A 12,115-nucleotide genomic window follows, 5' to 3' on the forward strand; every position below is an offset into this window, starting at 1 on the left:
ATGACGTTCAAGATTACGCAGGCCAAACCGGCAATGAAACAATTGTCGGAGGCCCCGACGATTGATCCGAGTGCGGTGGTGGTTGATTGCGAATTTGGTGTCTGGACCGAAATTGGCCCGCGCACCAGCATCCGCGAAAGCGTGATGGGTGATTATTCCTATGTCGTCAATGACAGCGAGATCATCTATTCCGACATCGGAAAATTCGTAAATATCGCCGCCCACACGCGGATCAATCCGGGGCAGCACCCGATGGACCGGGCATCGATGCATCATTTCCAGTACCGGTCGAGTGCCTATGAGCTTGGCGATGATGATCCGGCATTTTTTGACTGGCGCCGGGAAAAGCGCGTCAAACTCGATCATGATGTCTGGATCGGACATGGCGCGATTGTTCAGGGCGGGGTTACCATCGGGATCGGCTCCGTCGTTGGTTCGGGTGCGGTGGTGACCAAGGATGTGCCGCCCTACACCATTGTCACCGGCATTCCGGCAACGCCGCTTCGGCCGCGATTTGATGCGGAAATTGTTGATGCGCTGCTTCGTATTTGCTGGTGGGACTGGGATCATGCAACATTGGCAGACCGGCTTGACGATTTTCGGCATTTGCCGGTGCGGGATTTCTGTCTGAAATACGATTTGCGATAAATCGACATCCAATTCGAGGCCCCATGACCGACTATCAGCGTTATGCTGTTTATTATGCACCAAAAGCCGACAGTGATCTGGCGGATTTTGGCAATGCCTGGCTGGGGCGTGATCCGGCAACCGGGCGGGAAATCGCGCGCCCGGATGTTGCGGGACTTGATCGGGACGAGATCGCATCAATCACCGTTTCCCCATCGCGATACGGGTTTCATGGTACCCTGAAACCGCCATTTGCCTTAAAGGACGGGCAGACACGCGCGCAGCTTGAAAGCGCGATTGCCGACTATTGCGCCGGGGCAAGCCCGGTTGCGTGCGGTTCCCTGATCCTGAAAGCCATCGGAAGTTTTATCGCACTTGTCCCGACCGAACCGGTCGGCGGGCTTGGCGATCTGGCATCCGGCCTTGTGAAGGTGCTTGACGGTTTTCGCCAGCCCGAAGACGAAGCCGCGATGAACAAACGCCGTGCATCGGGGCTGAGTGACCGGCAGGAAGAATATCTGGTCCGGTGGGGGTATCCCTATGTGATGGAAGAATTCCGTTTTCACCTGACCCTGACCGGCAAGCTTGATCCGGATCGGATGATGCGGGTGCGCGATGCGGTGGCCCCGATTGTTGCACCGTTGTGCGAGGCACCATTTACGATCAGCGATGTCTGTCTTTTTGGTGATCCGGGGGATGGAAAGCCGTTTGATTTGTTGCGGCGCTTTGCGCTTGGATGATGGGCGATTGCGCCCCGGAAGTTAAAAAAATGCTGCAGTGTTTTGCTGCAGCATTTTTTGTTCAGACTGCCCGGTTTCCGGGCGATTGGTCCTTTGGGGCCGGGCGATGGAAAATGGCATCGATGAAACGGCCAATACCGGTTTCAAGGTCATTGTCATTTTCAACGGCGATCACGTTGGGACCATCGACCTGATAGGCCGATGCACGCCGCAGGCGTTGTTCGATATCGTCGGAACTTTCGCGGCCACGGGCCACAAGGCGTTGGCGAAGGGCATCCTCGCCCGCGCGGATGCTGATGACCCGGACGTGATCGGGACCCAGAAGATCGCGGGCATCGTCAATCACACTGCGTGATGCGTTGACGACAACGATTTTGCCGTTGGAGACGTCGTTCTGGACATGATTGGGAATGCCGTAACAAAGATTGTGCGCCCGCCAGCTCAGCAGGAAGGCCCCCTGCTTTGCCATCGAAGCAAAATCCTCGGCCCGCACGGGAATATGGATTTCGCCAACCGACCCGGCCGGGCGGGTAATGCAGCGACGGGGAAACAGGATTGTTTCATCGTCGTGCAAACGTGCCCGCGCCGCATCCAATAGGGTATCCTTGCCAACCCCGCTGGGGCCGACGACAAGAATCAGCAATCCATTTTCCGAAACGCCATGAGGGGTGTCATGGCGCGCGATCATGACACGCGGCTTCCCAGACGCCACACACCACGCACAATCGGATGATGCGGTGAATGATGGACCCGGATCAGGTCGCCGCGTTTGCCAACCGCAATTTCGCCCCGGTCATCAAGGCCGACCTGTTTTGCCGGGGTCAATGTTGCGGTGCGCACCGCACGCGGCAGGTCATAGGCATCGAAATCATCAAACAGTTTCATCACGCCGTGCAGCAGACTGTGCGGGACATAGTCGCTTGAGATAATGTCGAGATAGCCGTGCTTTGCCAGATCGCCCGCCGCGACATTGCCGCTATGTGATCCGCCGCGCACAAGGTTCGGCCCGCCCATCATCACGCCAAGCCCGCCTTCATGTGATGCCTTGGCCGCCGCAAGGGTCGTCGGGAATTCGGCCACCGTCATTTTATCGGCGACGGCTTCGGCAACGTGTTCCTCGGTCGCGTCATCGTGGCTTGCCAGTGCAAGGCCCCGGCTATGGGCGACGTCGACAACGTGACGGCGATGTTTGACGGAATACAGTTCGGAATCACGTTTGCGGCTGGCGACGAATTTGCGCATTTCCTCGTCCGAGAGGCCGTATTTGCCCTGATAATAGGTGTAATAGGCATCCAGACTGACGAATTGGCGTTGGCCCGGCGTGTGATCCATCACCGAGAGCATCTTGACCAGAGGAAGATCAACCAGATTATCGAGTGCCTCGACCAGCCCGCCATAGGATGTTTCGCAGCGCAGATGCAGTTTGTGATCTGCGCGCAAAAGGTTGTTCTCGAGCGCATGCTGAAGGGCAGTCACCGATTCAACCAGTCGTTCGATTCGTTCTGATCCGTCTGAGACGTCGCCGACAGAGATGGCATCAAAGACCGTTGTGATGCCGGCACTGGCGACCTGATTGTCGTGCGCAATCACCGCGGCGGTAGCGGGCCAGCGGGTTTTGGGACGCGGGGTCAGGTGTTTTTCGAGATTGTCGGTATGCAGTTCGACCAGACCGGGCATTAGATAATCGCCACCCATGTCTTCGGCACCGGGCAGATTGGACGGGCGGTCCGAGATATCGGTGATCAGTCCGTCTTTGATCTGAACGGCACCTTCGATGACATCATTGGCCAGGACAATTTTGGCATTGGTAAAAATCTGTTCAGTCATTGGCCCCAACTTTAAACGAAGTCACATCAAACGATCCCGTGCAGACCGCATCGCGGGTTTCGTGATCATGGAAAATACCGGCAATGGCAGCGCCGCGTGCCTTGGCTTCTTCAATCAATGCCAGAACCGTGGCACGATTTTGGACGTCAAGCGATGCGGTGGGTTCATCAAGCAGCATGATCGGATAATCGGCGATAAAACCGCGCGCGATATTCACGCGCTGCTGTTCGCCCCCGGAAAAGGTCAGGGGGGAAAGTTGCCACAGACGTTCGGGAATGCGCAAGCGGGTCAGAAGATCGCGGGCCTTTGCTAGTGCCGTTTCGCGGGCCGTACCCAGCGCGATCAGGGGTTCGGCGACGATTTCAAGTGTTGGTACGCGCGGAATGACGCGCAGGAACTGGCTGACATAGCCCATGGTGCGTTTGCGCATATCAAGGATCGCATGCGGGCTTGCGGTGGTGATGTCAAGCCAGTCACCATCGTGAAACACGCTGATCGTGCCGCTTGAGCAGGTGTAATTGGCATAAAGCATGCGCATGAAGGTGCTTTTCCCCGATCCGGATTCACCGGTCAGCGCAATGCATTCACCGGCATTCAGGCGGAATTCGACCCCTTCGAATACCGGGATCGTGACGCTGCCCTGAGTATGCAGGGTAAAGCCCTTGGCGACGTTTTTGGCGTGAAGCATTTCAGACATTTCAATCGCCCTAGTTTTGCAGGATGGAAGAAACAAGCAGCTGGGTATAGGCGTGCTGCGGATCGTCCAGCACCTGATCGGTCAGGCCGCTTTCGATCACTTCGCCGTTCTGCATGACCATCAGGCGATGCGACAGCAGGCGGGCAACCGCCAGATCGTGGGTGACGATGATCACCGCCAGATTAAGGTCGTGAACCAGCCCGCGCAGCAGATCGAGCAGGCGGGCCTGAACCGAGACGTCCAGACCACCCGTGGGTTCGTCCATGAAAACGAGACGCGGGCTGGTTACGAGGTTACGGGCAATCTGCAGGCGTTGCTGCATGCCACCCGAAAAGGTTGAGGGCAGATCATCAAGGCGTTCGGTGGCAATTTCGACCTTGCCAAGCCAGTTTTCGGCGGTGCTTCGGATATTGCCGTAATGACGATCACCGACCGCCATCAGGCGTTCGCCGATATTGGCCCCGGCACTGACATTCATGCGCAATCCATCGCGGGCGTTCTGATGTACGAAGGCCCAGTCGGTGCGCATCAGCAATCGACGTTGCGCTTCGGACATCTGATAGACATCGCGGATGCCATCAATGCGGGTGTGATATTCGACCGTGCCCTTGGTCGGTTCCTGCCGGGCTGCAATGCTGCGCAGCAAAGTTGATTTGCCAGATCCGGATTCACCAACAATGCCAAGCACTTCGCCGGGGCGGAGTTCAAAACTGACATTGCGGCAACCGACCCGGTCGCCATACATCATGGTCAGGTCGGAAACGCGCAGAAGCGGTTCATGTGAGCGGGTCATTATTCTGCGGCCTTTCCGTTGCTGTGGCTGGTGCCAAGGGGCTGATCATGATGTTGCGGGCCGCGATGGCCGGCGTCCTGCCGTTCGCTGCAATAATCCGTGTCCGAGCAGACGAACATCCGGTTGCCCTTGTCATCAAGGATGACTTCGTCAAGGTAGCTGTCAGTTGCGCCGCACATGCCGCATTCGTCCTTCCAGCTTTGCACCTCGAACGGGTGATCTTCGAAATCGAGGCTTTTGACCTTTGTGTAAGGCGGCAGGGCATAGATGCGTTTTTCACGTCCGGCCCCGAAAAGCTGCAGGGCGGCCATCATGTCCATTTTCGGATTGTCGAATTTCGGTGTCGGCGACGGGTCCATGACATAGCGATCATCGACCATCACCGGATAGGCATAGGTGGTGGCGATATGGCCGTGACGCGAAATGTCTTCATAAAGCTTCACATGCATCAGGCCATATTCTTCGAGCGCGTGCATCTTGCGGGTTTCGGTTTCGCGCGGTTCAAGGAAGCGAAGCGGTTCGGGGATTGGCACCTGATAGACAAGAATCTGGTCTTCGCGCAGTTCCTTTTCGGGAATGCGGTGGCGGGTCTGGATGATCGACGCCTCGGCGGTTTTTTCCGTGGTGGCGACATTGGCGGTCTTGGCAAAGAACTGCCGGATCGAAACGGCATTGGTGGTGTCATCCGCGCCCTGATCGATGACCTTAAGTGTATCGTCCGGTCCGATGACGGCGGCCGTGACCTGCACCCCGCCCGTACCCCAGCCATAAGGCATCGGCATTTCGCGACCGGCAAACGGCACCTGATATCCGGGGATGGCAACGGCCTTTAGCAGCGCGCGCCGGATCATGCGTTTGGTTTGTTCGTCAAGATAGGCAAAATTATAGGCCGAAGATGCTTCTGGCGGATTATTTACGGTCTGTTCCATATTGGTTACTCCGCGGCTTCGGGTTGTGATCTGGCGTTTTTGGTATCGGCTGCGTCCGCCTTTGCCAGACGTTCAAGCACTTCGGCACGCATGCGCCGGACAAGTTCAAGTTCGCCCTGGAAATCGACATAGTGCGGCAGCTTGATATGTTCGACAAAGCCGGTTGCCTGCACATTGTCGCTATGTTCCATGACGAATTCCTCGTCCTGGGCCGGGCCCATGACCTGTTCGCCCATTTCGCGTGCACGCATGGCGCGATCTACCAGCGCCATTGATATGGCTTTGCGTTCGTTCTGACCGAAGACAAGCCCGTAACCACGGGTGAATTGCGGCAGCTTGGTTTTCGATCCCTTGAACTTGTTGACGGTTTCGCATTCGGTCAGTTCGATATCGCCGATATCAATGGCAAAGCCGAGTTCTTCGGGTTCGATTTCGACCGCAACGCTGCCATAGCGGATTTCACCGACAAAGGCGTGGCTGTTGGCGTAGCCGCGCTGGGTGGAATAACCGAGTGCCAGCACAAAGCCCTCGTCCCCGCGGGCGAGATTTTGCAGGCGCAGATCACGATCAGCCGGGAATTTGACCGGCTCGCGCGTCAGATCGGCGACTGGCGCATCATCATTGGTCGGGTTGGGTTCGTCCTGTATCAGGCCCTCGTAATTCAGAAGGTCGTCAAGAACGCGGGGCATGGTTTCATCCACCGGGTGATCGGCGGTGTGGGCGGTTGCCGGTTCCTCGCCATTGGCCATCAGGGTGAAATCAAGCAGGCGGTGCGTGTAATCAAATGTCGGGCCGAGAATCTGCCCGCCCGGCAGATCCTTGAAAGTTGCCGAAATGCGGCGTGCGATATCCATTTCGGCGGTTTTGACCGGCTTGGAAAAGGCAAAACGCGGCAATGTCGTGCGATAGGCGCGCATCAGAAAGATCGCCTCGATCAGGTCCCCGCGGCCCTGCTTGATGGCAAGGGCGGCGAGATCGCGGTCATAAAGCGATCCTTCGGCCATGACGCGGGTTACCGAAAGCGACAATTGCTGTTCGATCTGGCTGGTTTCAATCTCGGCAACGTCCCTGTCGCCACGGCGTTTTTCGGCCAGAAGCCGGTGGGCATTGTTGATGGCGCGTTCGCCACCTTTGACGGCTACATACATTTTATCTGACCTCGATCCGGGTGGTGCGCGGAAGGGCGGCAATTTTGCGATCTGCGGCAAAGACGACATCGACACCGCAGGGGAACAGATGATGGTTTTCCGCGCGCCATGCGTGGAAGGCGGCAGGCAGGCCGGGCACGGAAAGGTTCTGGCTGTCCTTGATGCCGGGGCCCCGCAGGATCATGTCGGCCTTGTCCGATATGTCTTCGACCATCAGGATCAGGGTTGCCGACTGATCGGGATATTCGGCATTGCCAAGCGCCAGATCGGTGATGAAACCAAGATCTTCGCCAAGGTTGGCCACGGCAAAATCGGCAGCGGACGGTGTGCCGGTGATCGGGCTGCCGCAATGGAATTTCAGATGGGCATTGGCCCCGTCCGATGCGCAACCAGGTGACAGCCAGATTGTCGTATCCATATCGGCCATCGCCAGCAGAAAGGCGGTTGCGGATTTGTTCAGCCCGGCCGGTGCGGGGAGATCAAGCGGCAGATCGTAAATACGACCGGGATGGGCCATCGCATCAAGAAGGGTGCGAAACACGGCATTGGAGTCAAAGGCGGCATTTTCAAAACCGCGCAGCAATTCGGGGGTCCGGGCTTGTGGGGTCATTCGTCTTCTCCGCGGACAAGGGTAAAGAAATCGACCTTGGTGGCGGCGACCTTGCGGGCGGCTTCGCGTTTTGCCTCGGCCTGCTGGCGGGCCAGCATGTCGATGAAATCGGACGCACCATCGTCGCGTTGCATGATCGCATCAAACAGGGCGGCATATTGTGCCTGTATCTTGTCGCGCCCCTTGACATAGGCATGACCGACCGTGCCATCGGACAAAGTGACCGCGCAGCGTGTGACGGTCATTTCGCCAAGGTTGAAGCGCTGCCCGGCCCCACCGGCGCGACCGCGCACCATGACCATGCCGATTTGCGGTTCGCGCAGGTGGCTCCATTGCACATCGGCAAAATGATCGTGCCATTCCTGTTCAAGAATTGTGCGGTCCGTGCGGGCCAGCACCGCCATCCAGCGTTGGCGTGCCTGTGTGGCGGGATCGATGTTCGATCCGTGGTCTGATCCGGATTGCGGGGCGGGTTGCGCCGTCATCTGTTTGATCCTTCCTTGCGGGTATCGACAAATTCAAAATTTGTCTAGACGTCTATACATATTCACGTTATAAGACGATTACGCGGGCTTGGCAAAGGCCTTGCGGTGAAAGTTTTGTGAATGGGGATTTCGATGGATTGGGAAGCCGGGCTATCTATCTGGAAGCAAATCGAAAAACAGCTTCTTGCCGATATTGCCAGTGGGGTCTTCGCACCTGGCGATAAAATGCCGACCGAGATGGAACTGGTTCGCCGATTCGGCGTGAATCGCCATACGGTGCGACGTGCGATGTCAGCCCTTGTCGATGCCAATGTCGTGCGTGTCGAACAGGGGCGGGGGGCATTTGTTCAGGAACAGATTCTGGATTATCCGCTTGGTGCCAAAACGCGGTTTTCCCAGATCGTATCGGGCCGTCATCGATTGCCCGACAAGAGATTGATTTCGTCTGAAATCCTGAAAGCCAGTGCGACCATCGCCCAGTTTCTGGATGTCAAACCGGGGACGCGGGTTGTTGAACTGTTTTCCGTGTCTGAGGCCGATGGCATTCCGCTGGCGGTGGCGACAAGCTATCTTCCGGTTGCCCGGTTCGAGGGGATTGTCGAGATATTTACCCAGACAAAATCCCTGACCGAAGCTTTCAAGCATTTCGGGATCGATGATTACAGCCGCAAAACCACCCGCATCAGTGCCCAGTTGCCATCATCACGCGTTGCCAGCCTGCTGAAACAGGCCAAAAACCGGCCGGTGATATCGACGGAAAGTGTTGATGTCGATTCTGCCGGTGTACCGATTGAATACGGGATTACCGCCTTTTCCAGTGACCGGGTGCAGTTGATTGTCGAGTAGCAGACAGGTTCAGTATTCCCGCCCCGGACGGGCCCTATAGACCGGGAAGCTCAGTTTAAACCATATGGCACTTGCGCGCAGGGCGAAGGAGCACAGGAACGCGATCAGGGCGACCGGGGCACGGGGAAGCGACAGTATATCGGTGCCGATCACATAGATTGATGCGCCGAGAAGCGCGCAGGTGATGTAAATTTCAGGGCGCAGGATCAGCGGGATTTCGTTACACACCACATCACGGACCATGCCGCCAAATGTGGCCGTGATGGTGCCAAGGATGATGGCAACCAATGGCGATACGCCAAGGTTAAGGCCGATAGCCGCCCCCGTCACGCCAAACATCGCAAGACCAAGCGCATCAAGCCAGATCAGCGCGACATAACGCCGTTCAACCAGATGGGCGGTGAAATAGGTGAAGACGGCACTGCCGATACAGGTAATGACCCAGGCCGGGTCCCTGATCCAGAAAACCGGTGTGGCGCCGGTGATCACGTCGCGAACCGTCCCGCCGCCGATGCCGGTAAAGGTCGCGATCAAAACGAAGCCGACAATATCCATCTGGCGCCGCGATGCTTCCAGCGCGCCGGTCACGGCAAAAACGGCAACGCCGGTCAGTTCGAGCCAATAAATAATCTGGGTAATTGTCATAATGTCGCTTCAACACCGTTTCAGATATGCAGTCTTATCGGATCGATCTGACTTGCCGGATGGCATAGAATTTCAGTATCACCGATTTTTCAGTATGTTTGGTGCCATCATGCCAAACGTAAGATGGCTTTGGAAAATGTTTTCCCCGTTCGTCTTAAAAAGCCGAGAGCGCGGTCTTATATGCAGCACACGATAAGCCGCATGTCTTAAAAATGACGGCATATAAATCGGGCAATCGCAAATAAGGCTGTCCGTAGGGAAGTGAGAGGATTGACTGTGAAAAGCTTTTCGCAGGTGGGTGTCCGTGTCCAGATCGCGCTGGTCACTGCTGTGCTTGTTGCGGCACTTGCCGGCATCATGAGCTATGTCGTTGGTCAAAGGTCGGCCGACGTTCTGACAAGGCAGATCGGCACTGGTGTGGCCGATGTTGCCCTGCAAATGGCAGACGAGCTTGATCGCACGATGTGGACCCATCGCGGTGAAGTCGCGGTTCTTAGTACCTTGCGCGCGATCCGAAACCTGAATGACATTGATCAGGCCAGCGAACTGATCAACCGGTTGCAGCATGAATTGCCAATTTTCACATGGATCGGCGTGCTGGATGCGGATGGCACCGTTGTTGCCGCTACGGGGGATATTCTGGTCGGCACGGATGCTTCGGCACGGCCGGTTTTTGAGTTTGGCCGCAAGGAGATGTTCATTGGCGATGTCCATGACGCCAAATTGCTGGCCGAAAAATTTCCGGGCCCGACCGGCGAGCCGATCCAGTTTGTTGATATTGCCGTTCCGTTGCTAAACGATGCCGGTAACTTCAATGGTGTTCTGGCAACGCATCTGAGCTGGGAGTGGGCGAATACGGTAAGGCGCAATCTGTTCGCAGGCCAGGGTCTGCATCGGAGCGTTGATATCTTTGTCATCAGTGCCGATGGCACGGTCCTGCTTGCGCCGGATTTTGAAAGGGCGGGCCAGAAGCTTGATCTTGATCTGAAAAGTGCAAACGACACGCCGAATGCTGGCTGGCAGATTGCCCGCTGGCCCGATGGCAATGACTATCTTACGGGGGCTGCACCGGCCGATGGCCACCTTGATTATGCCGGGCTTGGCTGGACTGTGCTTGTGCGCCAGCCGGTAACCTCGGCATTGATGCCGGTCAACGATTTGCGTTCCGATATTCTGGCGCTGGGCCTTGGTCTTGCGGTGCTGTTTAGCATCATTGCCTGGTGGGGGGCTGGTTTCATCGTCGGCCCGCTGGTCAGGATCGCGAATGCCGCCGGGGAGCTTAAACGTGGTGAGATCGAAAACCTGCCACAGGTTGCAGGGGCGCGCGAAATCCGCACGCTTTCAAGCAGCCTGAACAGTCTGGTCGTTAAACTGACCGAGAAGGACAACGCCCTTGGCGAGATGAAGCATATTGCGCATCATGATCCCCTGACCGGGCTTGGCAACCGTCTGGCACTGGATGTTTATTTCGAACATGCCCTGGCACAGGCCAACCGCCAGCGCAGTCAGCTTGGCGTTCTTGTTCTTGATCTGGACGATTTCAAACCGATCAATGACCGGCTGGGGCATGCGGCAGGGGACGAGGTGCTATGTGAAGTTGCCCGTCGGCTGCGTCGCTGTGTGCGCGGTGGGGATCTGGTTGCCCGCACCGGCGGGGACGAGATGGTCATTGTTTCGCATCTTGGCGAAAACGGTGTGACCGAAGCGCGCGCACTGGCCGAAAGAATCCTTAATGACATTCTGATGCCGTTCATTACCGGCGGAAACCGGATATCGATCAATATCAGCATCGGTATCGCTGTTTATCCCGATCATGCCACCCGCCCGGAGACACTTCTGGAGCAGGCCGATCAGGCGCTTTATGTGGCCAAAAGCAAGGGCAAGCATCGCTATGTCATTCATGGCGATGAAAACCGCGCGCAGAATTCAGGCTCACGCGCCTGAAATCGGGTCAGATATGACCATCCAATGGCTTGACTTGGTGGTGATTGCTAAGCATTAAGCAATTCATGACCATTTCATCAGAAACCGAACTTGAACATCTGCGCCGTATTGGACGCATCTGTGCGCGTGCGCGCGACGTGATGGGGGCTGCGGCCGTTGCCGGAATGACCACGGCCGAACTTGATGCCATTGGCCGCAAGGTCCTTGAGGATGCCGGGGCGGTTTCCGCACCCGAAAGCGAATATGATTTTCCCGGTGCGACCTGCATTAGTGTGAATGAAGAAGTCGCGCACGGTATTCCCGGTGACCGGGTTCTGGCCGATGGCGATCTTGTTAATATCGATGTGTCGGCGTCGCTTGACGGCTATTTTTCCGATACCGGTGCCAGCTTTATCGTCGGAACGCCGCGCCCTGAAATCGTGAAGCTGTGCGATGATGGCAAAAAGGCAATGTGGGCGGGGATCAAGGTTGTGCGCGACAAGGCACTGATCCGTGAAATCGGTCTTCGGATCGAAAACTTTGCCCGAAAGGGCGGTTACAGCCTGATTAAAAATCTGGCCAGTCACGGGATCGGCAAATCATTGCACGAAGCACCGGAAACCATCCCGACATGGGATGATCCGCGCGAACGCCGGTCGCTGAAAAAAGGTCAGGTCATCACCATCGAACCGTTCCTGTCGCGGGGGTCGAACTGGGCGCTTGACGGGGATGATGGCTGGACGCTGTATGCCGATACCGGCGCACCCACCGTACAATACGAACATACGCTGGTGGTGACACAGAATGGCTATGAAATCATGACATTGGCCGGATAAACCCGACCG

14 protein-coding genes are annotated in these 12,115 nt (G+C 56.8%); 5 read left to right on the plus strand and 9 right to left on the minus strand.

Features of this window, described 5'->3' with window-relative positions; translation table 11 throughout:
• Together SMB34_RS11950 and SMB34_RS11955 are read left to right on the plus strand one after the other, a co-directional pair.
• Positions 1 to 648, plus strand: coding sequence for an LbetaH domain-containing protein (locus SMB34_RS11950; RefSeq protein WP_037990369.1), 648 nt, complete (start codon positions 1 to 3; stop codon positions 646 to 648).
• Positions 649 to 671: 23 nt separating this feature from the next.
• Positions 672 to 1,367, plus strand: a complete 696-nt coding sequence (locus tag SMB34_RS11955; RefSeq protein ID WP_037990371.1) for a DUF1045 domain-containing protein — start codon at positions 672 to 674, stop codon at positions 1,365 to 1,367.
• 61 nt (positions 1,368 to 1,428) lie between these two features.
• Here SMB34_RS11955 and phnN read toward each other — a convergent pair whose 3' ends face one another.
• The 8 genes from phnN to phnG are packed head-to-tail and all read right to left on the minus strand — an operon-like array spanning position 1,429 to position 7,856.
• The gene (phnN, locus tag SMB34_RS11960) at positions 1,429 to 2,055 is read right to left on the minus strand and encodes a phosphonate metabolism protein/1,5-bisphosphokinase (PRPP-forming) PhnN (protein WP_037990373.1); all 627 of its coding nucleotides are present in this window, start codon (positions 2,053 to 2,055) and stop codon (positions 1,429 to 1,431) included.
• A complete protein-coding gene (locus tag SMB34_RS11965) occupies positions 2,052 to 3,194 on the minus strand; it encodes an alpha-D-ribose 1-methylphosphonate 5-triphosphate diphosphatase (RefSeq protein WP_037990376.1) in 1,143 nt (380 codons plus the stop codon). The genes phnN and SMB34_RS11965 overlap by 4 nt, the downstream gene beginning before the upstream one ends.
• Complete coding sequence (gene phnL, locus SMB34_RS11970) at positions 3,187 to 3,891, minus strand: phosphonate C-P lyase system protein PhnL (protein WP_084716581.1); 705 nt, start codon at positions 3,889 to 3,891, stop codon at positions 3,187 to 3,189. The genes SMB34_RS11965 and phnL overlap by 8 nt, the downstream gene beginning before the upstream one ends.
• Before the next feature lie 10 nt (positions 3,892 to 3,901).
• Positions 3,902 to 4,684 carry a phosphonate C-P lyase system protein PhnK gene (phnK, locus tag SMB34_RS11975; protein ID WP_037990379.1) on the minus strand — a complete coding sequence of 261 codons (783 nt, stop codon included), beginning with the start codon at positions 4,682 to 4,684 and terminating at the stop codon, positions 3,902 to 3,904.
• On the minus strand, positions 4,684 to 5,613 hold the full coding sequence (locus SMB34_RS11980; RefSeq protein ID WP_037990382.1) for an alpha-D-ribose 1-methylphosphonate 5-phosphate C-P-lyase PhnJ: 930 nt from the start codon (positions 5,611 to 5,613) through the stop codon (positions 4,684 to 4,686). The genes phnK and SMB34_RS11980 overlap by 1 nt, the downstream gene beginning before the upstream one ends.
• A gap of 5 nt (positions 5,614 to 5,618) precedes the next feature.
• A complete protein-coding gene (locus SMB34_RS11985) occupies positions 5,619 to 6,761 on the minus strand; it encodes a carbon-phosphorus lyase complex subunit (protein WP_037990383.1) in 1,143 nt (380 codons plus the stop codon).
• A gap of 1 nt (position 6,762) precedes the next feature.
• Complete coding sequence (phnH, locus tag SMB34_RS11990) at positions 6,763 to 7,371, minus strand: phosphonate C-P lyase system protein PhnH (protein WP_037990385.1); 609 nt, start codon at positions 7,369 to 7,371, stop codon at positions 6,763 to 6,765.
• The gene (phnG, locus tag SMB34_RS11995) at positions 7,368 to 7,856 is read right to left on the minus strand and encodes a phosphonate C-P lyase system protein PhnG (RefSeq protein WP_051682271.1); all 489 of its coding nucleotides are present in this window, start codon (positions 7,854 to 7,856) and stop codon (positions 7,368 to 7,370) included. Before phnG ends, phnH begins: the two co-directional genes overlap by 4 nt.
• A 132-nt stretch (positions 7,857 to 7,988) precedes the next feature.
• On the opposite strand from phnG, the gene phnF reads away from it, so the two are divergent.
• On the plus strand, positions 7,989 to 8,702 hold the full coding sequence (phnF, locus tag SMB34_RS12000) for a phosphonate metabolism transcriptional regulator PhnF (RefSeq protein ID WP_114093873.1): 714 nt from the start codon (positions 7,989 to 7,991) through the stop codon (positions 8,700 to 8,702).
• A gap of 9 nt (positions 8,703 to 8,711) precedes the next feature.
• On the opposite strand, the gene SMB34_RS12005 is transcribed toward phnF, so the two are convergent.
• Positions 8,712 to 9,347 carry a trimeric intracellular cation channel family protein gene (locus SMB34_RS12005; protein WP_007089242.1) on the minus strand — a complete coding sequence of 212 codons (636 nt, stop codon included), beginning with the start codon at positions 9,345 to 9,347 and terminating at the stop codon, positions 8,712 to 8,714.
• Between the two features lie 276 nt (positions 9,348 to 9,623).
• On the opposite strand from SMB34_RS12005, the gene SMB34_RS12010 reads away from it, so the two are divergent.
• Entirely contained in the window at positions 9,624 to 11,291 is a 1,668-nt protein-coding gene (locus tag SMB34_RS12010) for a GGDEF domain-containing protein (RefSeq protein WP_051682272.1), read from the plus strand.
• Positions 11,292 to 11,356: 65 nt separating this feature from the next.
• Complete coding sequence (gene map / locus SMB34_RS12015) at positions 11,357 to 12,106, plus strand: type I methionyl aminopeptidase (RefSeq protein ID WP_037990388.1); 750 nt, start codon at positions 11,357 to 11,359, stop codon at positions 12,104 to 12,106.
• Positions 12,107 to 12,115 lie beyond the last annotated feature (9 nt).

The sequence above is a fragment of the Thalassospira permensis NBRC 106175 genome (genome assembly GCF_000714555.1).
GTDB classification, from domain to species: Bacteria; Pseudomonadota; Alphaproteobacteria; order Rhodospirillales; family Thalassospiraceae; genus Thalassospira; species Thalassospira xiamenensis.

What these genes read in the sequence shown, in the direction of transcription:
- phnH (WP_037990385.1), bottom strand. Translation starts at nt 7,371, where the DNA reads ATGACCCCACAAGCCCGGACCCCCGAATTGCTGCGCGGTTTTGAAAAT.
- SMB34_RS12005 (WP_007089242.1), bottom strand. Translation starts at nt 9,347, where the DNA reads ATGACAATTACCCAGATTATTTATTGGCTCGAACTGACCGGCGTTGCC.
- map (WP_037990388.1), top strand. Translation starts at nt 11,357, where the DNA reads ATGACCATTTCATCAGAAACCGAACTTGAACATCTGCGCCGTATTGGA.
- phnN (WP_037990373.1), bottom strand. Translation starts at nt 2,055, where the DNA reads ATGATCGCGCGCCATGACACCCCTCATGGCGTTTCGGAAAATGGATTG.
- SMB34_RS11955 (WP_037990371.1), top strand. Translation starts at nt 672, where the DNA reads ATGACCGACTATCAGCGTTATGCTGTTTATTATGCACCAAAAGCCGAC.
- SMB34_RS11985 (WP_037990383.1), bottom strand. Translation starts at nt 6,761, where the DNA reads ATGTATGTAGCCGTCAAAGGTGGCGAACGCGCCATCAACAATGCCCAC.
- SMB34_RS11980 (WP_037990382.1), bottom strand. Translation starts at nt 5,613, where the DNA reads ATGGAACAGACCGTAAATAATCCGCCAGAAGCATCTTCGGCCTATAAT.
- phnF (WP_114093873.1), top strand. Translation starts at nt 7,989, where the DNA reads ATGGATTGGGAAGCCGGGCTATCTATCTGGAAGCAAATCGAAAAACAG.
- SMB34_RS11950 (WP_037990369.1), top strand. Translation starts at nt 1, where the DNA reads ATGACGTTCAAGATTACGCAGGCCAAACCGGCAATGAAACAATTGTCG.
- phnK (WP_037990379.1), bottom strand. Translation starts at nt 4,684, where the DNA reads ATGACCCGCTCACATGAACCGCTTCTGCGCGTTTCCGACCTGACCATG.
- SMB34_RS11965 (WP_037990376.1), bottom strand. Translation starts at nt 3,194, where the DNA reads ATGACTGAACAGATTTTTACCAATGCCAAAATTGTCCTGGCCAATGAT.
- phnG (WP_051682271.1), bottom strand. Translation starts at nt 7,856, where the DNA reads ATGACGGCGCAACCCGCCCCGCAATCCGGATCAGACCACGGATCGAAC.
- phnL (WP_084716581.1), bottom strand. Translation starts at nt 3,891, where the DNA reads ATGTCTGAAATGCTTCACGCCAAAAACGTCGCCAAGGGCTTTACCCTG.